Annotated in this window: 15 protein-coding genes and 1 tRNA gene; 11 read left to right on the forward strand and 5 right to left on the reverse strand. The window is 41.6% G+C overall.

What is annotated here, in order from left to right:
- On the reverse strand, positions 1-233 hold a 233-nt coding region (locus tag G564_RS0111370), incomplete at its 3' end, for a GIY-YIG nuclease family protein (RefSeq protein ID WP_029037769.1).
- Between the two features lie 54 nt (positions 234-287).
- Positions 288-363, reverse strand: a tRNA-Phe gene (locus tag G564_RS0111375).
- 119 nt (positions 364-482) lie between these two features.
- On the opposite strand from G564_RS0111375, the gene G564_RS0111380 reads away from it, so the two are divergent.
- From G564_RS0111380 to G564_RS0111410, 7 genes are all read left to right on the forward strand, one after another.
- Positions 483-1,214, forward strand: a complete 732-nt coding sequence (locus tag G564_RS0111380) for a type III pantothenate kinase (protein WP_029037770.1) — start codon at positions 483-485, stop codon at positions 1,212-1,214.
- Entirely contained in the window at positions 1,211-2,458 is a 1,248-nt protein-coding gene (locus G564_RS0111385) for an outer membrane beta-barrel protein (RefSeq protein ID WP_029037771.1), read from the forward strand. Before G564_RS0111380 ends, G564_RS0111385 begins: the two co-directional genes overlap by 4 nt.
- Before the next feature lie 32 nt (positions 2,459-2,490).
- On the forward strand, positions 2,491-3,861 hold the full coding sequence (locus G564_RS0111390; protein ID WP_029037772.1) for a hypothetical protein: 1,371 nt from the start codon (positions 2,491-2,493) through the stop codon (positions 3,859-3,861).
- Between the two features lies 1 nt (position 3,862).
- Positions 3,863-4,429, forward strand: coding sequence for an LPS export ABC transporter periplasmic protein LptC (lptC, locus tag G564_RS0111395; RefSeq protein ID WP_029037773.1), 567 nt, complete (start codon positions 3,863-3,865; stop codon positions 4,427-4,429).
- The gene (locus G564_RS0111400) at positions 4,426-4,617 is read left to right on the forward strand and encodes a hypothetical protein (RefSeq protein ID WP_029037774.1); all 192 of its coding nucleotides are present in this window, start codon (positions 4,426-4,428) and stop codon (positions 4,615-4,617) included. The genes lptC and G564_RS0111400 overlap by 4 nt, the downstream gene beginning before the upstream one ends.
- A gap of 5 nt (positions 4,618-4,622) precedes the next feature.
- On the forward strand, positions 4,623-5,909 hold the full coding sequence (locus G564_RS0111405) for a hemolysin family protein (RefSeq protein ID WP_029037775.1): 1,287 nt from the start codon (positions 4,623-4,625) through the stop codon (positions 5,907-5,909).
- A gap of 98 nt (positions 5,910-6,007) precedes the next feature.
- Positions 6,008-8,128, forward strand: a complete 2,121-nt coding sequence (locus G564_RS0111410; RefSeq protein ID WP_029037776.1) for a peptidylprolyl isomerase — start codon at positions 6,008-6,010, stop codon at positions 8,126-8,128.
- A 159-nt stretch (positions 8,129-8,287) separates the two neighbouring features.
- Here G564_RS0111410 and G564_RS0111415 read toward each other — a convergent pair whose 3' ends face one another.
- Positions 8,288-9,211, reverse strand: a complete 924-nt coding sequence (locus G564_RS0111415; RefSeq protein WP_029037777.1) for a GYDIA family GHMP kinase — start codon at positions 9,209-9,211, stop codon at positions 8,288-8,290.
- Entirely contained in the window at positions 9,211-10,524 is a 1,314-nt protein-coding gene (locus G564_RS0111420; protein WP_029037778.1) for a hydroxymethylglutaryl-CoA reductase, degradative, read from the reverse strand. The genes G564_RS0111415 and G564_RS0111420 overlap by 1 nt, the downstream gene beginning before the upstream one ends.
- Before the next feature lie 207 nt (positions 10,525-10,731).
- Here G564_RS0111420 and G564_RS19155 point away from each other — a divergent pair, with 207 nt between their 5' ends.
- From G564_RS19155 to G564_RS0111440, 4 genes are all read left to right on the forward strand, one after another.
- Positions 10,732-12,933: a S9 family peptidase gene (locus G564_RS19155; RefSeq protein ID WP_037373914.1), complete on the forward strand. Its 2,202-nt coding sequence runs from the start codon at positions 10,732-10,734 to the stop codon at positions 12,931-12,933.
- The gene (locus tag G564_RS0111430; RefSeq protein ID WP_029037779.1) at positions 12,933-14,528 is read left to right on the forward strand and encodes a peptide MFS transporter; all 1,596 of its coding nucleotides are present in this window, start codon (positions 12,933-12,935) and stop codon (positions 14,526-14,528) included. Before G564_RS19155 ends, G564_RS0111430 begins: the two co-directional genes overlap by 1 nt.
- Positions 14,528-16,315, forward strand: coding sequence for a peptide MFS transporter (locus G564_RS0111435; protein WP_029037780.1), 1,788 nt, complete (start codon positions 14,528-14,530; stop codon positions 16,313-16,315). Before G564_RS0111430 ends, G564_RS0111435 begins: the two co-directional genes overlap by 1 nt.
- 93 nt (positions 16,316-16,408) lie before the next feature.
- A complete protein-coding gene (locus G564_RS0111440) occupies positions 16,409-16,960 on the forward strand; it encodes a thioredoxin family protein (protein WP_029037781.1) in 552 nt (183 codons plus the stop codon).
- A 92-nt stretch (positions 16,961-17,052) separates the two neighbouring features.
- Here G564_RS0111440 and G564_RS0111445 read toward each other — a convergent pair whose 3' ends face one another.
- Complete coding sequence (locus tag G564_RS0111445) at positions 17,053-19,065, reverse strand: ComEC/Rec2 family competence protein (RefSeq protein WP_029037782.1); 2,013 nt, start codon at positions 19,063-19,065, stop codon at positions 17,053-17,055.
- Between the last annotated feature and the right edge of the window lie 28 nt (positions 19,066-19,093).

Consider the following 19,093-nt stretch of genomic DNA (forward strand, 5'->3'; position numbering starts at 1 on the left):
TTTTCAATAAACTTTCTGCTCTTCATTTTTTTAATAAAACGCTCCAGGAATACTGCTTCCTTTTTGTCTTCACATTTAAAGATGAGTTTGCTCTCCCAATCTGATGCTGCTTTTGTGAATGCCTTCAGATTTTTATGACTGTTGTGCAGTTCTATTCTTGCTGGAACATCATGTGTCTCACCTGTGTAATATTTATCAGCTAAGGAACTGTATAAAATATAGAGAAAATGCATAATCTAAGAAATTAAAAAAGCCCCTTTTGTTTCCAAAAGGGGCTTTAACTTTAATGGTGGTGCCTCCAGGAATCGAACCAGGGACACAAGGATTTTCAGTCCTTTGCTCTACCAACTGAGCTAAGGCACCAGTGCTTAAAGCGGCTTACCTTGTAGTAAGCGGGTGCAAATATAGATTCAAATTTAATATCTCCCAAAGGAAAATGAAAAAAAATGCTTTTGTATTTTAGCTTTTTCAAGCACCCGCTCATGAACCTCATTATAGATATCGGTAATACCCTTGCAAAACTGGCTGTTTTTCAGCAGGATGAACTTCGAAATAAGACAATCATTCCCAATGCCGAGGTGTCCCAAATAGCTTCAGAATTTTTTCGGCAGTACCCCAACATTGAAAAAATCATGGTTTCAAATGTTTCAGCAGCCAAAGTAGATTTGCCTTCCGAAGTTTTGGAAAAGACAAAATTACTGGAGCTTTCGGCAGTAACACCATTACCCTTTAAAAATCTTTATACCACTCCCCAAACCCTCGGCAATGATCGAAAAGCACTTGTTGCTGCCGCTGTTAGTCAGTATCCGTCGCGAAATGTGCTCGTAATTGATGCAGGAACCTGTATTACCTTTGACTTTAAAAATGCGGCTGAAGAATATCTGGGAGGCGGAATTTCACCGGGCTTAAAAATGCGATTTTTAGCTCTTAATACTTTTACAGCAAACCTGCCTTTAGTTGAAGCAGGAGAAGATCATAACCTCATTGGGAATTCAACTGTTTCTTCTATCACGTCGGGAGTTGTGAATGGTACATTTATGGAGATCGAAGGCATCATTAGAGCCTATTCAGAAAAATATGAGGATTTGGTCACAATAATTACTGGTGGGGACGCAACTTTTTTGTCTGTAAACTTAAAAAATGGCATATTTGCCAATTCCAATTTCTTATTGGAAGGCTTAAACTTTATTCTCGAATTTAATATCGATCAATGACAAAACGATTTTTTATAATCGTATTCATTTTATTTTCAGTGATTACGACCGCTCAGGAGCGCACCTCCTCTCCCTATTCATTCTACGGGCTGGGGCTTAATACTTTTGGAGGGACTGTAGAGAACAAATCAATGGGTGGTCTAAGTATTTTTTCAGACAGTATTCATGTGAATCTTCAGAACCCTGCAGCTTATGGAAGGCTCAGGTTAACAACCTATACAATAGGAGCGAGTAATGTGAGTGTGGATATGAAATCTGATTCTGAATCTGGCAGCTCTAATACTACTTCTCTTGATTATCTGGCTATAGGAATTCCCGCCGGGAAATTTGGCTTTGGTTTTGGATTGATCCCTTATACTGCAGTTGGTTATAATATCATTGACATCAATGAACCGGAATTAAGGGCAAACCGCTATTCGGGTAAGGGAGGACTTAACAGGGTATTTCTCTCGGCAGGATACGCTTTCAATGAAAACATTAGTCTGGGAGTGGACGTGAGCTATAACTTCGGAAATATTCAGAATAAGAATATTCTTATTCGGGATGAACTTCAGTTTGGGACCCGTGAAATTAACCGTTCAGACCTTGGCGGCTTTAGTTATAAAATTGGCCTGGACTATGAAAGGATGCTAAACGATAAGCTGCAGTTTAAATTCGGTACTTATTATTCTCCGGAAACAAATATCACTTCAGAAAACAGAAGGGAGCTGGCTACCTTGCTTTTTGGAGCAGAAGGACAGGAACTCACAGTAGATGCCCGTGATGTTCCACTTGAAGATACCGATCTCACCCTGCCGGCAAGCTACAGCGTAGGTGCCGGAATTGGGCAGCCAAGAAAATGGTTCCTGGGTGGGGAATACACTTCGACAGAGGCCGGGGATTTTAGTAACAGATCTTTGGAGCCGGAAGGCGCGTCTTATTCCACTGCAGCCAAATACAGGCTTGGAGGATATTATATCCCAAATTATAATTCCCTTACCAGTTACATGAGTCGTATTGTGTACCGGGGAGGACTACGTTATGAAGAAACCGGGCTGGCGCTGAATGGAGAAGCGATTAATGAGTTTGGCATAGCTTTTGGATTAGGTTTGCCAGCAGGAGGAATGATTTCCAATGTTAATCTGGGGCTGGAGTATGGACAGCGCGGTACAACAAGTTCAGGATTGATTCAGGAAAACTTTTTTAATGCCATGATAAGCCTCTCATTGAATGACAGATGGTTTATCCAACGAAGATTCGAATAAACACAAACTACTAATAGAATAAATCTTATATCATGAAAACCAAGCTAATACTTTTTCTTTCGGGGGTTCTGCTAGGTACAGGAGCTTTGCAGGCGCAGGCTAACCAGGACTGTGCTACTACTGCGGCTCTGGCCTATAGCGATGCTAAAGCCAATAACTATGATGCTGCCTGGCCACGTATTGAAACCCTTAGGAAAGATTGTCCAACATATCATATCGCCACTTTCCAGTATGGGGAAAGAATTCTTAAAGACCGACTGGAGAAAGCACCCGAAGGTGAAAAGAAAGCTGTTGCTCAGGAGCTGATCAATATTTACAAGGAGCGTCTTCAGCATTTCCCGGCTAAAACTGATGCCGGTAAGGTAAATGCAGATATCGCACAGCTTATGTATGATGTGCAAATGGGTACTACAGAGGAGCAATTCGAAGCTTTTGACAGAGCTTTCAAAGCAGATCCTAATAGTTTGAATGCCCGTTCTCTTTATACTTACTTCTATTTGCTGGTAGAGCTGCAGGATGCAGGTAAAAAAGATCTTCAGGATGTTTTTGACATGTATGATGTGGTGACTGCAAAACTTGAAGAGCAGGAAAATGAAACTGCCGAAGGTCTTGCTAAACTTATGGAGAAGCAGGAAGCAGGAGAAGAGTTGACAGATAAGGAGCAAAAAAGACTTCATGCTTATGAAACTAACCTTAAGGCTTATAGTACTGTAAAAGGTAGTATCAATGCCAAATTAGGTCAGCGTGCAGATTGTGATAACCTAATCCCATTATACAGCAAAGACTTTGAAGCTAAAAAAGGTGATACAGAATGGTTGAAGCGTGTAAACAGCAGGTTGTCTGCCAAGGATTGTACAGAGGATCCTCTTTTTGTAAAGGTTTCTGAAGCACTTCACAAACTGGAGCCATCTGCTAGTTCTGCCTATTCATTAGGTCAATTGGCAGAATCTGAAGGAAAGCAGGCTAAAGCGCTTGAATACTATAATCAGGCCGCTCAGCTTCAAAAAGACCCAAGTACAAGAGCTAATATTTACTATAGAATTGCAAACCAGTACAAGGAAAAAGGGCAATTTGGACAGGCCAGAAACTTCTATAGAAAGGCTCTAGATTCAAAACCATCTTTTGGTAGAGCATACCTTCAAATCTCAAGTATGATCGCACAGAGTGCCAATAACTGTGGAGATACAGCTTTTGAAAAGAGAGCGGTATACTGGAAAGCAGCAGAATATGCAGATAGAGCCGGTAGGGTAGATCCTTCAATAAGCAGCACTGCAAATGAAACTGCAGCTGCCTACAGAGGAAGAGCTCCCCAGCGTAGCGATATCTTCCAGAATGACATGCAGGGTAAAACCATTACCTTTAGTTGCTGGATAGGAGAAAGCGTACGCGTACCTAATTTGTAATATGAAATTTACATACAGGAATATTTTTACAGGCATTGTCACGATCCTTTTCGTGACAATGCTTTTTTCATGTGAGGGTAACCTTAAGGGGGTTCAGCAAATGGAGATGCCCGAAGACGCACCCCAGGCAATTGGTGCAGGGATCAATTTAAAATATACCGATTCCGGCAAGGTTGTGGCTACTCTTAGAAGTGAGAAAATGTTAGATTATTCAAATAAAGCCTTTCCTTACAGGGAATTCCCTAACGGACTTGTGGTGGAATTCATTGATGAAGAAAAAAAGAAGAATACAGTTACGGCTAATTACGGGGTTGTTTACAATGACACCGGTCTTATAGATCTTCAGGGGAATGTAGTGGTGGTTACAAGTGACAGCACAGAACTAACTGCAGATCAACTTTACTGGGACCAAAACAATAACTGGGTATTTACTGACAGGCCGAACACCATTCGTTTTAAGAACGGAGCTCTCAATGAAGGTCAGGGTTTTGATAGTAATCAGGAATTCAGTAATTTCCGCTCAAGGTCCAATGTAGGGGTCCAAATTTTAGAAGAAGAAAAAAAATGATGAAATTTTCCAAATTTTTCGAATTCGCTTACCTGGCAGCCGCTGCTTTTTTTCTTTATGAAGCGTATATGATCTGGGATGAGCAGAGAAGTCAGGCTTACCTTTTCCTGGGCTTCGTTGTAATTGGAATATTTATGTTCTTTTTCAGGAGACACTTCAGGCATAAATACGGTAACAGGAAGAAATAAGCTCAATGGCTTTTGAAATAATAATCATCCTTTGTTCCCTGATCCTTTCGGCATTTTTTTCGGGGATGGAGATTGCCTATGTTTCTGCGAATAAGATCCATGTAGAGATCGAAAAGAAGCAGAATGATTTCCTGGCAAAAATTCTTACCCGGCTCACCCGCAAACCTTCAAAGTTTATTGCAACCATGTTGGTGGGTAATAATATAGCCCTGGTAGTCTATGGTTTTTTTATGGGTGATCTTTTGATGGAGCTGCTTGAACCCACTTATTTCAGCAATGAAATCGTGATCTATTTGCTAACAGATCTAAGTTTACTTACCCAAACTATAATTTCCACATTAATTATTCTGCTAACTGCAGAATTTCTTCCGAAGGTATTTTTTCAGATCTATGCCAATTTTCTACTGAAGTTCTTTGCAGTACCGGCTTACCTGTTCTATATTCTTTTCAGCTTTATCTCCTCATTTGTGATCTGGATATCAGACTTGATATTGAAACGTTTCTTTAAAACTGAAGGAGACGAAGTGCAACTGGCTTTTACTAAAGTAGAACTGGGAAACTATATCAATGAGCAGATGGAAAGGGTGGAGCATGACCAGGAAGTAGATTCCGAGATCCAGATCTTCCAGAATGCCCTGGAATTTTCTGAAGTAAAATCAAGGGAGGTGATGATCCCACGAACAGAGATTGTAGCAGTGGAGATCACTACAGATCCAAAAGAGCTCGTGGAGACTTTTACCGCCACAGGTCTGTCAAAGATCCTGGTGTATCGTGAGAATATTGACGATATCATAGGATATATCCACTCCTTTGAACTTTTTAAAAAACCCGAAACAATAAAATCTATCCTGTTGCCGGTAGTTTTCGTGCCCGAAACCATGCTGGTCAAGGATGTGCTTAATATTCTTATAAAGAAAAGAAAAAGCATTGCCGTGGTTATAGATGAATATGGCGGTACCAGCGGAATGATGACTGTTGAAGATATAGTGGAAGAATTATTTGGAGAAATTGAAGATGAACATGACCCTGTAGTGCTTATTGAAGAAAAACTTGATGAGAACAGGTATCTTTTTGCTGCCCGGCTGGAGGTGGATTACCTGAATGAAGCTTACAAACTCGACATTCCTATTGGTGAGAATTACGAAACACTTGGAGGTTATATTCTTGATCATACAGAAGAGATTCCTCCTAAGGACGGAGTCGTTGAAATAGACAATTTTAAATTCCATATCAAAGAAGTCTCCAATACAAAAATCGAGCTGGTGGAGGTTATTGTAAACCAGCGGGATTAAATTTTTGTTTTTCCCTAATTTTGAAGATTTATAGTTTTTTTAATAAAGCTAAAAACGTTATTTTCGCCCCCTATATTTTAGAATTAACAATATAAATAATGGCAGTATTAAATCAAATAAGGCAGCGTTCGGTCTTCCTGATCGTAATTATCGCTTTGGCGCTTTTCTCATTCGTTCTGGCCGATGTGATCAGGAATGGTGGTATGGTTTCTCAGAAATCGCAAAATACCATTGCAACTATTAATGGAGAGGACATAGAAAGAGAGCAGTTTGCAAGACAGGTAGAGGCCTACCAGCGAAATTTGGGTCCAAACGCTTCTACTGCTCAGGCAGTGAATATGGTGTGGGATATGAATGTTCGCAGAACCCTCCTACAGGAGCAGTTCGAAAAACTTGGAATTCGCGTGGAAGAAGCCCAGGTAAAGGATATGCTTCGAAGAGATATGGGTAATAATCCAAACTTCACAAACGAGGCAGGAATGTTTGATGAGAATAAACTGCGCGAATATGTGGCTACTCTTAAGTCTACTTCTCCACAAGCTTATCAGCAGTGGTTAGATTATGAAACCGGTATTGCCGAGACTGCGAGGGAGCAGATCTATCTTAACCTGGTTAGAGCCGGTGTGGGAGCCACCCTTCTTGAGGGAGAGCAGGCTTATCGATTTGCCAACGATAATGTAGATATGGAGTTTGTTCAGATTCCTTATACTTCTGTTGATGATTCTGAAGTTGAAGTCTCTAAAAATGAGATTAGAGATTACATCAAGGCTAATCCGGGGCAATTTGGTTCTGAAGCCAGTCGTGACATTCAATATGTTTATTTTGAAGAGCAGGCTTCTCCTGAAGATGAGCAGGAAGTGAGAACAGATCTTGAAGGCCTGTTGAAAAACCGTGTGGAATTTAACGCTGCTACCAACAGCAATGATACTGTTGCGGGATTTGCCGGCACCAGAGATTGGGAAACTTTCGTAAATGAAACTTCAGATCAAAAGTTTGCTAATAATTTCGTCTTTAAGAGTCAGTTGCCATCAGAGCATGCAGATGCTCTATTCAATCTGGGAGAAGGAGAGACTTATGGACCATATAAATATAACGGAGCCTGGAGAATTTCAAGAGTTGTGGAAACGGCTCAGATCCCTGACTCTGCTAAAGCCCGTCATATCCTTGTAGCATGGCAGGGTTCTCCTGTTGGAGGTCAGGTTACAAGAACCAAACAGCAGGCAAAAGAATTAGCTGATAGTATTACTAATGTGGTAAGAAATAATCGCGACCAATTTGCAGAGCTTGCTTCAGAATATTCTGCAGATGCTTCAAATAAAGAAGATGCAGGAGATCTTGGTTGGTTTACCCCCGGAACTATGGTGCCTGCTTTTAATGATTTCGTATTTACCAACAACGAAGGAACTGTAGGAGTAGTGGAAACACAGTTTGGTTATCACGTAATTCATATTCAGGAACAGACAGATAAAGAACAAGCTGTAAAGCTTGCTACTGTATCCCGAGCCATTCAGCCTTCAGAAAAATCTCTAAATGACCTTTTCGCCGACGTTACAAGATTTGAACTTGCTGCCAGAGATGGGAACTTTTCAGATCTTGCCAAAGAAAGAGATATGCAGGTTAGACCGGTTAAGGATATTCAGCAGCTTGAAGAAAACATTCCCGGAATAGGACCACAACGAAGAATTGTACAGTGGGCTTTTGAAGATGGAGTAAAAGTAGGAGATATTAAAAGATTTGAAGTGCCGACAGGTTATGTAGTAGCACAGGTTACCGCAAGAAATGATAAAGGCCTTAAATCTGCGGAATCTGCTTCTTCAATTGTAATTCCAATCCTTCAGAAACAAAAGAAAGCAGAGATCATTAAGAAGAGAATTTCAGGTAATGATCTTCAGCAAATAGCCCAGAGTCAAAATGTTGAGGTGAATACTGCTAACGCTGTAAACCGAAACAGCCCCACACTTCCGGGTGTAGGTAGCGAGCCAAAGGTTGTTGGAGCTGCATTTGCTCTTGAAGAGGGGGCTGTGAGTCAACCGATTGCAGGTGAAAAAGGTGTTTTTGTTGTAAAGACACTTCAGAAAAATCAGGCGCAACAGCTTGATTCGTATAGATCTTATGCGGCAAGAGAAGCTGCGGCAAAAAGAACTACTGTGAATACAGAAGTTTTTGAAGCCTTGAAAGAAACTGCAGAGATTGAAGATAATCGCGCCAGATTCTACTAGGATCTTGCCCGCTAAATAAATCAAAAGCCCTTTCGGATCATCGGAAGGGCTTTTTTAGTTTAGTTGGTCTTGTTTAAAGAACAATTAATTTTTTTACACCTAAGCACTCGATCGTCGTTCCCTGCGGTCACTGGCTCAGTGTGACAGTCGTTTGTGATCCTACTGAAGTATTATATCCGAATAAGCAAGAATGGTGTTATATCCCTTCTTTCTAAAATATTCCATATCCTCTGCATTACCTGTAGCCAGAATAAAATCTCCGCCCCAGCCTCCAAGACTTTTTATTGCCCCGGGATAGTCGGGGAAGAGTTTGGATTTTACCTTTTGCAGGCCTGTTTGTTGTGAAATGATATTTTCATGCAGCTCTAGCAGCAGGTTAAATTCTGTTAGGCTGGTACAGGTTATTATGCTGTGAGTTAGGGCCGATATTTTCTCTATTGCCGTGTCCAAAGATCTTTTTTCCTGCTCCCGGTAATGTTTTATGGACTCTCTGCTGTTCTGTTTTTGATTGAGATGTATAAAGAATATTTGATCCTTAAAAGGAGGGTCGAAAGAGGTCTTTAAAATGCTGTTTTCAGCACCTTGTTTTTCAAAGGTAACAGGACTGCCATGAAGTGCCACCGCTACGTCATACCCACTGCCTCCAAAGGTGTCTGCAAGGAGCTCAAAAACATTAATATCAAACCATTTTGCAATGTTGGCGACAAGGGTGGAGGAGGTGCCGAGTCCCCAATCAAGAGGAAATTCGGTTGTGGAAGTTACTTGATAACCGTTTGCTTTATTAAGAACTTTTTTGTTTTTCTGTGCTGCCGAAAAGAGTGTCAAAAATAGCATTTTTGAAACCTCATCTTTAATGGCTGTTGATTTGTTTGAAGAAGCCTGCAAGTCAGACATTTTATAATTCTCCTCAAACCAAATATTTCCTTCGCTGTCGATGCTTTTCCACTTGATCACCGGTTCCTCAATCTCCACCACTTCCAGGCTTTGCCCAGGTTTTGTGGGGAGTGCCAGAGCTGTGGCACCATCCAGGACAAGATACTCGCCGCTTATCAGTAATTTTCCGTGACTGTGGAATTTTTGCATTAACTTCTTAGTTTATCCAGTTGTTCTTCGACTGCACTATGAGATACATTATGTGTTTTGAAATGTGTCACCAGCAGTTCTTTTTCTTTTGAATTAGCATTTAGCTGATTTAGAATATTCATAAGGTGCATTTTCATATGCCCCTGCTGAATTCCCGTAGTGATCAATGATCTCACGGCAGCGAAATTCTGGGCAAGTCCTGCAACCGCAACGATCTTCATCAGCTCTTCTGCCGATGGTTTTTGAAGGATCTCCAGTGCGATCCTGGAAAGCGGATGTAAGCCCGTTAATCCACCTACAGTTCCAAGCGCCAGCGGAATTTCCATCCAGAACCTGAACTCGCCGTTGCGCACATCGGCATGGGTAAGGCTGGTGTATCTTCCGTCTTTTGAAGCATATGCGTGGATCCCGGCTTCCACGGCTCTAAAATCATTTCCTGTGGCAAGAACTACGGCATCGATGCCGTTCATGATTCCCTTATTGTGTGTTACTGCACGATAGGGTTCTGCTTCAGCAATCTTGATTGCCCGAACAAACTTTGCGGCGAAATCTTCCCCGCTCATACCATGATCTGCAAGTTCTTCTACAGGGCAGGAAACTTCAGCTCTCACCAGGCAGTCCGGTACATAATTCGATAGTATGCTCATTACGATCTCGATCTCTTTTTCGGAAGGAGAAAAAGCTTCATATTTCCCGGCTTCAGCTTTAAAGGTTTCAGCAAATCGCTCCAGGCAGGAATTGATGAAATTCGCACCCATGGAGTCCTTGGTCTCAAAGGTGCCGTGCAGCTGGTGATAACCTCCCAAAAGTTCAGTTTTATCCCTAAGTTCCAGGTTCACCACTCCGCCGCCTCTCTTTTTCATATTTTTGGTGAGAGGTTCAACTGCCTCAAGTAACTCCGGCTTTACTTTTCTGAAGAAATCCTGCAGTTTGTTCTTTTTACCATTAAACATGAAATGAACCTGACCTATCTTACGCGTCCCTAAAACTTCAGCCTTAAAACCTCCGTGCTTCCCCCAGAATTTTGCAGCTTTACTGGCGGCGGCGATCACAGAACTTTCCTCAATTGCCATTGGAATAGCCATTCTTTCCCCATTAATAAGGAAATTGGGAGCAAGTCCAAAAGGGAGATAGTAGTTGGAGAGTGTATTTTCTGTGAATTCTTCGTGTAATTGCTGCAGCCTGGAGTCTGGATTCCAGTATTGTTTCAGAATATTTTCAGCATCAGTATTGCCGGCGAGGTAGGTCCTGCCAAGCCATTGAATTTTCTCCTCTTTAGTGAGTTTTGAAAACCCAGGAATTGGATCGATCATTTTGCAAAAATTGGAAAGGCAAAGATACAACTACAAACAGAATAGCGGGAAAATCATCAAATTTCTGGTTTTCCCACTAATATAAATTTTTTCATGGTTTGGGAACCTTAATTTTCTTTAACATCTTGTTATGATTTAACAGGCGAAAATCTGTTTTTTACCTGAATTTTTATTAAACTTGGCAAGCCAATATTTTAATCACAAATAATGAAGTTGACCTACGGCCTTCTGGCCTTTTTTCTTTCGGCCACCACCGTACTTACCGCACAAAAAAAACAAATAACACTTGAAGATATATGGGGAGGGACTTTCCGCCAGGAGCGAATGGAATCCCTTCGATCTCTCAACAACGGTAAGGAGTATGTAGTCCTGAATTTTGACCGTGCGAGCGGCACATCCTCTATTGATGTTTATTCCTATGAGACAGGAAATAAGACCCGCACTATTCTTAACAGTGGAGATCTTAATGACATAAAGTATTTTTCGGGTTATGAATTTAGTGACAACGAAAATAAACTGGTCCTGGGAACTGAAATTGAACCTATTTACCGTCACTCTACCCGCGGAATTTTTTACGTTTATGACCTTCAGACTGAACAGCTCCAAAAAATTTCTAAAAGTAAGATCAAGGAGCCAACCCTGTCTCCCAATGGAGAAAAAGTTGCTTACGTTTACGAAAATAATATATACGTAAAAGATCTTGCTTCAGGTGAAACAACACAAGTCACTACAGACGGGGAGTTGAATAAGATCATTAACGGTGTGGCCGATTGGGTTTATGAAGAGGAATTCTCCTTTGTCCGTGCTTTTCAGTGGAATAAAGACAGTGACAAAATCGCATTTTTGAGATTCGATGAGTCAAATGTTCCCCAATTCTCAATGGATGTTTATGGACAGGAACTTTATCAGACACAAACAGTCTTCAAATACCCTAAAGCCGGAGAAGCAAATTCTGAAGTTTCGCTGCATATATACGACCTTCAGAAAGGATCTACCTCAAATATAGATCTTGGGGATTACAATGATTTTTACATTCCGCGTATAAAATGGACCAATGATGCCAACATATTAAGTGCACAGGTGCTTAATCGTCATCAAAACGTACTTGAATTGTTCTTTGTCAACGCCCGTACAAATGATGCAAACATCGTACTTACCGAAAAGGATGAAGCTTATGTGGATGTTACCGATAATCTTACTTTTCTGGCTGACAACAGTTTTATCTGGACCAGTGAAAAGGATGGCTGGAACCATATTTATCATTATGATAAGAATGGAAAACTGAAAAACCAGGTTACAAGAGGAAATTGGGAAGTGACAAATTATTACGGGTTTGATCCTAAATCAAAAACAATTTTCTACCAGAGTACAGAGAACGGAAGTATTAATCGGGATGTTTTTTCAATAAAGGCCAATGGTAAAAACAAAAAACAGCTTACAAACAAGGTAGGGCAGAACAGTGCCGACTTTAGTGCCGACTACACTTACTTCATTAATAGCTACAATAGTGCAACTACTCCGTTTGAATTTTCACTACATCGTGCAAAGGACGGAAAGCTGGTGCGAGAGATCCTCAACAATAAGGAACTGCTGAATCAAATTAAACAGTTTAATTTCAGTCCGAAGGAATTTTCAACTCTTCCTGTCAACGACAATGAATTGAATATGTGGATGGTGAAACCTCCTGAATTTGATCCTTCAAAGCAGTATCCGCTCTTTATTGCCCAGTATTCGGGGCCCGGTTCACAGGAAGTGGCGAATCGTTTCCACAGTACAAATGATTACTGGTATCAAATGCTTGCAGGCAAAGGATATATCGTAGTGGGGATCGATCCACGTGGCACAGGATATAAAGGTGCAGCTTTTAAAAAGGTCACTCAGAAAGAATTAGGAAAATATGAAGTAGAGGATGTGATTGAAGCGGCACGTGTTCTTGGGAGCCGGGAATATATAGATGCAGAGAATATTGGCATATGGGGTTGGAGCTATGGTGGTTTTATGTCTTCCAATGCCATTTTAAAAGGGAATGATGTCTATAAAATGGCTATTGCCGTTGCTCCGGTAACCAGCTGGAGGTTTTATGATACGATCTACACAGAGAGATATATGACCACTCCGCAGGAGAATCCCTCGGGATATGATGAAAATTCGCCAATCAACCATGTTGAAAAGCTTGAAGGAGCTTATTTACTGGTACATGGAACCGGAGATGACAATGTACATGTGCAGAATACCATGAGGATGATAGAAGCCCTGGTACAGGCGAACAAACAGTTTGACTGGGCCATTTATCCCGATAAAAATCACGGGATCTACGGCGGCAACACCCGTTTGCATCTCTATACTCTCATGACCAGATTTATTGAAGAAAATTTAAAAGTTAATCCTAATATAAAATCATCCCTATAATGGCAAACGCAGCAACAGCACCGAAGAACCAGGAATTATTTGGTCACCCGGTAGGTCTTTATGTTTTATTTTTTACAGAAATGTGGGAGCGCTTTTCCTACTATGGAATGCGCGCCATACTTGTATTATATCTGGTGAGTGCAACACAGGGAGGAAATGCAGGTCTTGGTTGGTCCAACGGGGAAGCTTTGGCCCTTTACGGCTGGTATACCATGCTTGTTTACGTGGCTTCTATTCCGGGAGGAATTATTGCCGATAAACTCTTGGGACAGAAAAAAGCCGTCCTTTGGGGCGGGATCATACTGGTAGCCGGTCATGGTATTTTGGCAGTTGAAGAAATGTGGGCTTTCTATACCGGTCTGGGACTTATAATCGCCGGAGTCGGGATGCTTAAACCTAATATTTCTACTATGGTAGGTGGACTTTACAAGGAGGGTGATATTCGCCGGGATAAAGGATTTACCATTTTCTATATCGGGATCAACCTGGGAGCTTTTCTTTCGAGTTTGATCGTCGGTTATGTCGGAGAAAATATAGGATGGCACTGGGGCTTTGGTCTTGCGGGGATCGCAATGGCACTCGGTCTTTTAGTGTACCTGTGGGGACAAAAATATCTTGTGGAAGTGGGTAACCTGCTTTCTAAGGCAGAAAGAGATGAAGGAGCTTCTTTTGGAGGCATGTTTTCGTCCCTTTTTAAATCTCCTTTGCAGCTGGCAATATCTGCTGCCCTTTTTGCATTTTCAATTTACTGGCTGGTTGTCGAAGACATAGCTTATGGATTCCTGTTTATTTTCCTTACGCTGGTAACCGCCATGATGCTTATGGTATATAAGGATCTTACTACACAGGTCATGAAAGACCGTTATGTGGTAATGCTGCTCTCATTCATACTGGTAATTGTATTTTGGGGAGCTTTTGAACAGGCAGGAGGTTTGATGAACATCTACGCACTGGAAAAGACAGACAGAACTTTGCCGTTTAGTTTGCCGCTTATTGGTAGTGAAGTTCCTGCTTCCTGGTTCCAGTCTCTGAATGCACTTTTTATCATCATCTTTGGGGTAATAGTCGCGAACTTCTGGGCTAAGAGAAAATTAAAGAGTAAAGAAGCATCCTCTATTTTTAAAATGGCAATAGGGGTTATTATTATGGGGATTGGGTTTGTGTTCATGGTATTCGCTTCTATGGAATTCCAAAATGATGGTGCATCAGCGATGTACTGGCTTGTACTTGCTTATCTCTTCCATACCATTGGGGAATTAAGTTCCTCTCCTGTAGCATTATCCTTTATTACTAAACTTGCACCGGTGAAATATGCATCTCTAATGATGGGGGTTTATTTCGCAGCTACCGGACTCGGAAATAAACTTGCAGGAATTGTAGGTGAATTTTCTTCGGAAGCCGGAGACGGCACCATTTTCCTTGGGATCACCATATTTACCGTTGCCTTTGCTGTGCTAGTATTGCTGATGCTCAAGCCGCTGAAGCGCCTTACTCACGGGGTTGAAGATGAAGAGAGAGAACTTCCGCAACAGGAAAATTTTGAACTCGGAGATGAAGATCTTGTAGAAAAAGAAGATTCTAAAAGAAAGAGGTAATGGCAGCTACGGTTCCAGCGGCAGAGAATGATTTTTTTAAATCAAAAGTTTTAGGCCATCCTGCCGGCCTGTTTGTGCTTTTCTTCACCGAAATGTGGGAGCGATTCTCCTTCTACGGTATGAGAGTGCTGCTTATCAATTTCCTTACCATGGCAATAGTAGGGGTGGATAATCCCGGCTGGGGCTGGAGTGCAGAAAATGCAGGAGCCCTGTTTGGAACCTATGCCGGCTTACTTTATCTAACACCTATTGCCGGGGGAATTATTGCCGATAAGATCACCGGGTATCGCTGGGCCGTTGTCATAGGTGCGGCAATCATGACTCTAGGACATGCCTCCATGGCCGTAGAAACAGAATTCTCTCTGTATTTCGGACTTGCTTTACTGGTGATAGGAACTGGTTTCTTCAAACCAAATATTACCTCCATTATTTCTGAAATGTATGACGGGAAACCCGATAAAAAAGATGGTGCCTACACTATCTTTTATATGGGGGTAAACGCCGGAGCATTCTTTGGAATGATGCTGTGCGGATATTTAGCCGAAAGAGTAGGATGGAGCTGGGGCTTTGGTCTTGCAGGAATTTTCATGTTACTTGGTACGCTTCAGTTCTGGCTTGCTAAACCTCTTTTTGGAAATATAGGGGGAGTGCCTGACAGGAAGAAAAAAGCTGAAGAACTTAAAAAAGAAGAGGAATCAGGAATAAAAGATCACTCCCATAACCCTTTTACGACTCTTGACAAGATATTGATTCTGGCAACTTCTGTTATTGGTTTTCTTTATCTTATTAATGATCCGGTATCAAGAATAGCAAATCTGAATTTGTTGCCGGCAGTCATGCCTTTCGATTTCCAGGGAGAACCTTTTTCAGGACCTCTCGGGCTCGCACTTATTGGGCTCGTGCTTTTTCTTGTACTGGTGATCTCCAGGATTGCCCGATATGCAAAAGTTGTTAGAGACAGGTTAATTGCTGTGGTCATTTTTGCCTTTTTTACAGTGTTTTTCTGGATGTCTTTTGAACAGGGAGCGACCTCGCTTATCATCTTTGCCAGGGATTCTGTCGATAGGGTTTTAGTTGGAGGGGGAGCTACCGTCTTCAATATTGTCAATACCCTTCTCACGGTAGTACCGCTTATGATCATTACATGGGTGCTCTACCTGCTTTGGAAGCAGACCTATAAGCAGGTTTTGGGATCTAATGTAGTACTGGTAGTTTGCTTCGGAATTATATGGGCGATCGTGATCTGGATGCTGGTAAGGGAATTTTCAGGTGATGCTACAGAGATCACTGTATCCTGGTTTAGTATTCTTAACTCATTCTTTATCATCGTGTTTGCTTCTTTCTTCTCCAAATGGTGGGAAAGTAAATATAATCCCTCTGCAGCATGGAAGTACAGCTTTGGACTTGTCTTGTTGGGAATAGGGTTTGGATTACTCGCATTTGGATCTTCAGGCCTGGCCGAAGGTGCGAAAGTAAGCATGATCTGGCTTATTCTGGCTTATCTTTTCCATACCCTTGGAGAACTTTGTTTGTCTCCACTGGGTCTGTCCTATGTAAGTAAACTGGTGCCGGCGAGGATGATCGCATTTATGTTTGGAATGTGGTATCTGGCTATTGCCATTGGGAATAAACTTGCTGGTTCTTTTGGGGGAATGATCGATGAAATAACTGAACAATACAGCCTTTCAACGTTCTTCCTCATATTTACCATAGTGCCGATTGGGGCAGGAGTACTGGTGGCGCTGTTGAATCCGTTGCTTAAGAAGCTTATGCACGGGGTTAAATAAAACTATTCAAATTTATTATTTTTACGCCCTCTCTTTTGGAGGGCGTAATTTTTATAACTTAGGTACGACTATTGCGTAGGTGAAAGAAAAAGCATGAAAAAATGTATACTCTTTGTGGTTATCATGATTTTTGCAATGACTTCGGGCATTGCCCAGGAGATCAAGTGGATGACCATGAATGAAGCTTTGGCGGCTCAAAAGAAGAACCCAAAGAAAATTTTCCTGGATGCCTATACAATCTGGTGTGGCCCCTGTAAGTTACTTGACAAAAACACCTTCACTAATGAGGATGTAATAAAGTACATCAATAAACACTATTACCCGGTAAAGTTCAATGCTGAAGGTACAGAGGTTGTAAACTACCGTGAGCATACTTTTACTAATCCTGAATACAACCCGGACAGGAAAGGCCGAAACAGCACTCACCAGTTTGCCCGTGCGATGAAGATCACCGGCTATCCAAGTCTTGTATTTTTTGATGAAAAAGGAAACCTGATAGGCCCTATTCCTGGTTACCGCACTCCGCACCAACTGGAATTATTCCTGAAGTTATTTGTTGAGGAAGATTACAAGAAGATCACGACCCCTGAAGCTTTTAAAGCCTATTCCGAGTCATTTAAGAACGAATTTGTGGTTGCTAATTAAGATTTCATTTCTTAAAAAATATACTGCCCTCTATAAATAGGAGGGCATTTTATTTAAAAAAATTAAGCTATCCAAGATTTTATAACTAAGCCTCATCTTATAATATACGCCCCATCCTTTCCGGTGTAATGGAACCTGATACCAGATTTACGTGTTGTTTCCTCCCATCTTGCCACCAGTGACCTGTAATTGTTTCCGTCCGCAATTACTGCTGCAGGTTTTACCTGTTCCAGGACACGCTCAAGATTGATCCTGGGTGAACCTGAGAGTAGTAAATGAAAATTTGAAGGGACTACTGCCGGAAGGATTCCGCTGCTGTCTGTGAGGATCAGAAATTGATCTTCGTGGGAGTATATATTTTGCAGTGGTTTTTCTTCTATCCTAGCAATGCTTTCTCCCACTTTATAATTTTGGATGATACTCACTTCTCCTGCCGCACCGTCCATCTTATGATACAGATTCAGTTGATCTTTTTCAGTCTTACCAATTAATGTATTCCTTCCTCGGTGGAAAATGATAAGCTCATCTTCGTTTTTAAATGCCTGGGAGATGTAAATAAATTGCAGTACAAGGATGGAAGCAAGACCTAACAGTAGTTTTTTATAGCTGAAATATTTCCACAGCCAATAAAGCACTAAAATCAAAAGATACCATCCAAGAACTTCGGCAATACTAAAAGGAATGTCTTTAAACAGGAATTGTTCCTGCCGGGCAATAACTCCTACTATGCTGTTGAGAATCTCAATGATTAGTTCATAGGTGTTGACTACAAAGGCGGGCAATATATCCAGTAGGGCCAGTATGATCACCAGGACTCCAAAGAGGAGGATGACGCCCAGGAACGGAAGAATAAGCAGGTTGGTGAGGAAGAACAAGCCGGGAAACTGATGGAAATAGTATAAGCTCAGCGGGAGAACACCTATCTGTGCGGCCAGGGTGACGGTGAAAAGGCCCCAGAAATATTTTCCCGCTCTTGTCGAGGGCTGGTAAAGACCAGACAGTAAAGGCTGAAAAAGTACAATAGCAATTACGGCTGAATAACTGAGCTGAAAGCCAACTTCAAAGATCCACTGCGGCCTGATTAGGATCAAGAGGAGCAGGGACAAAAAAACTGAATTCAGCGTTCCGGTACGGCGCTTGATTTCCAGGCCCACTGCAATAAAGCTGAACATAGTCACTGCCCGCACGACCGATGGAGAAAGACCGGCCAGCACTGCAAACCCCCACAGAAATATGATCACCAGGAAAGTCTTTAAAAAACTGCCATTTTTGAGCCTTCTAAGAGGAGCGAAAAGCCTGTTGAGGATTAATAGAATAATTCCCACGTGCAGTCCAGAGACAGCAAGGATATGAATGGCACCGGCGGCTGCAAAATTATTATAGGTCTCTGCAGAAATGTCCTGTTTCTGTCCCAATAACAATGCCTGTACTACTGCCAGTTCTTCTTTTCCAAATCTTTTTTGTTGTAAAGCAGCAGTGATCTCCCTTCGCAAATTTGCTGCAGCTATTTTTATTCCGATTATTTCTGAAGGAAGAACCTGGTAAATTCCCTGCCGTAAGTTTACCTGCCGGTAAATATCTTTCCGGGCCATGAATTGAGAATAATCGAACTGGTGTGGATTAAGTGGGGAAGGAATTGCTTCAGGAGTTGCGGCGATTATGATTTTCTGACCTTCCAAAAAAGGTGATCTCAGGCTGTCTTTCGGCTGAAGTAAAAGGATCTTGCCATGTGTTTGTTGTTGACCTGCCAAAAGAACTTCAGCAACAAATTTGTGATTGTATAAGTCGGACTTGAGCGATTCCTTAACTCGAAGCTTCAGAAGCTGGGGTTCTGATGAAACTTTATTGAGGTAATGATTTGGCTGGTTTTTGGGGAGATGAAGACTCGTAGAGAAGATCCCCAAAAGAAAGAAGAGCAGGAAAGTACTGCTTCCGAAGAAAGCGTCGGGAAAAATAAGCTTTTTGGCTCGTATAAAGGAGATAAAAAATAAAATGAGCCCCGCCAGCAGGCTCAGAAAGGCTATTTTTAGAGGCAGTTCCAGGCGGAAGCCACTAATAATACCGATAAGCAGCACAAGGCTGATTCGAATGACCGCTGTGTTCAATTAATTATCGCTCAAGGATTTAATCCAA

This window comes from Salinimicrobium xinjiangense DSM 19287, from assembly GCF_000423585.1.
Taxonomy (GTDB): domain Bacteria; phylum Bacteroidota; class Bacteroidia; order Flavobacteriales; family Flavobacteriaceae; genus Salinimicrobium; species Salinimicrobium xinjiangense.

Bases quoted from the DNA above. Each gene is read 5' to 3' on its own strand.
- G564_RS0111380 (WP_029037770.1), top strand. From the start codon at position 483: ATGAACCTCATTATAGATATCGGTAATACCCTTGCAAAACTGGCTGTT.
- G564_RS0111385 (WP_029037771.1), top strand. From the start codon at position 1,211: ATGACAAAACGATTTTTTATAATCGTATTCATTTTATTTTCAGTGATT.
- G564_RS0111390 (WP_029037772.1), top strand. From the start codon at position 2,491: ATGAAAACCAAGCTAATACTTTTTCTTTCGGGGGTTCTGCTAGGTACA.
- lptC (WP_029037773.1), top strand. From the start codon at position 3,863: ATGAAATTTACATACAGGAATATTTTTACAGGCATTGTCACGATCCTT.
- G564_RS0111400 (WP_029037774.1), top strand. From the start codon at position 4,426: ATGATGAAATTTTCCAAATTTTTCGAATTCGCTTACCTGGCAGCCGCT.
- G564_RS0111405 (WP_029037775.1), top strand. From the start codon at position 4,623: ATGGCTTTTGAAATAATAATCATCCTTTGTTCCCTGATCCTTTCGGCA.
- G564_RS0111410 (WP_029037776.1), top strand. From the start codon at position 6,008: ATGGCAGTATTAAATCAAATAAGGCAGCGTTCGGTCTTCCTGATCGTA.
- G564_RS0111415 (WP_029037777.1), bottom strand. From the start codon at position 9,211: ATGCAAAAATTCCACAGTCACGGAAAATTACTGATAAGCGGCGAGTAT.
- G564_RS0111420 (WP_029037778.1), bottom strand. From the start codon at position 10,524: ATGATCGATCCAATTCCTGGGTTTTCAAAACTCACTAAAGAGGAGAAA.
- G564_RS19155 (WP_037373914.1), top strand. From the start codon at position 10,732: ATGAAGTTGACCTACGGCCTTCTGGCCTTTTTTCTTTCGGCCACCACC.
- G564_RS0111430 (WP_029037779.1), top strand. From the start codon at position 12,933: ATGGCAAACGCAGCAACAGCACCGAAGAACCAGGAATTATTTGGTCAC.
- G564_RS0111435 (WP_029037780.1), top strand. From the start codon at position 14,528: ATGGCAGCTACGGTTCCAGCGGCAGAGAATGATTTTTTTAAATCAAAA.
- G564_RS0111440 (WP_029037781.1), top strand. From the start codon at position 16,409: ATGAAAAAATGTATACTCTTTGTGGTTATCATGATTTTTGCAATGACT.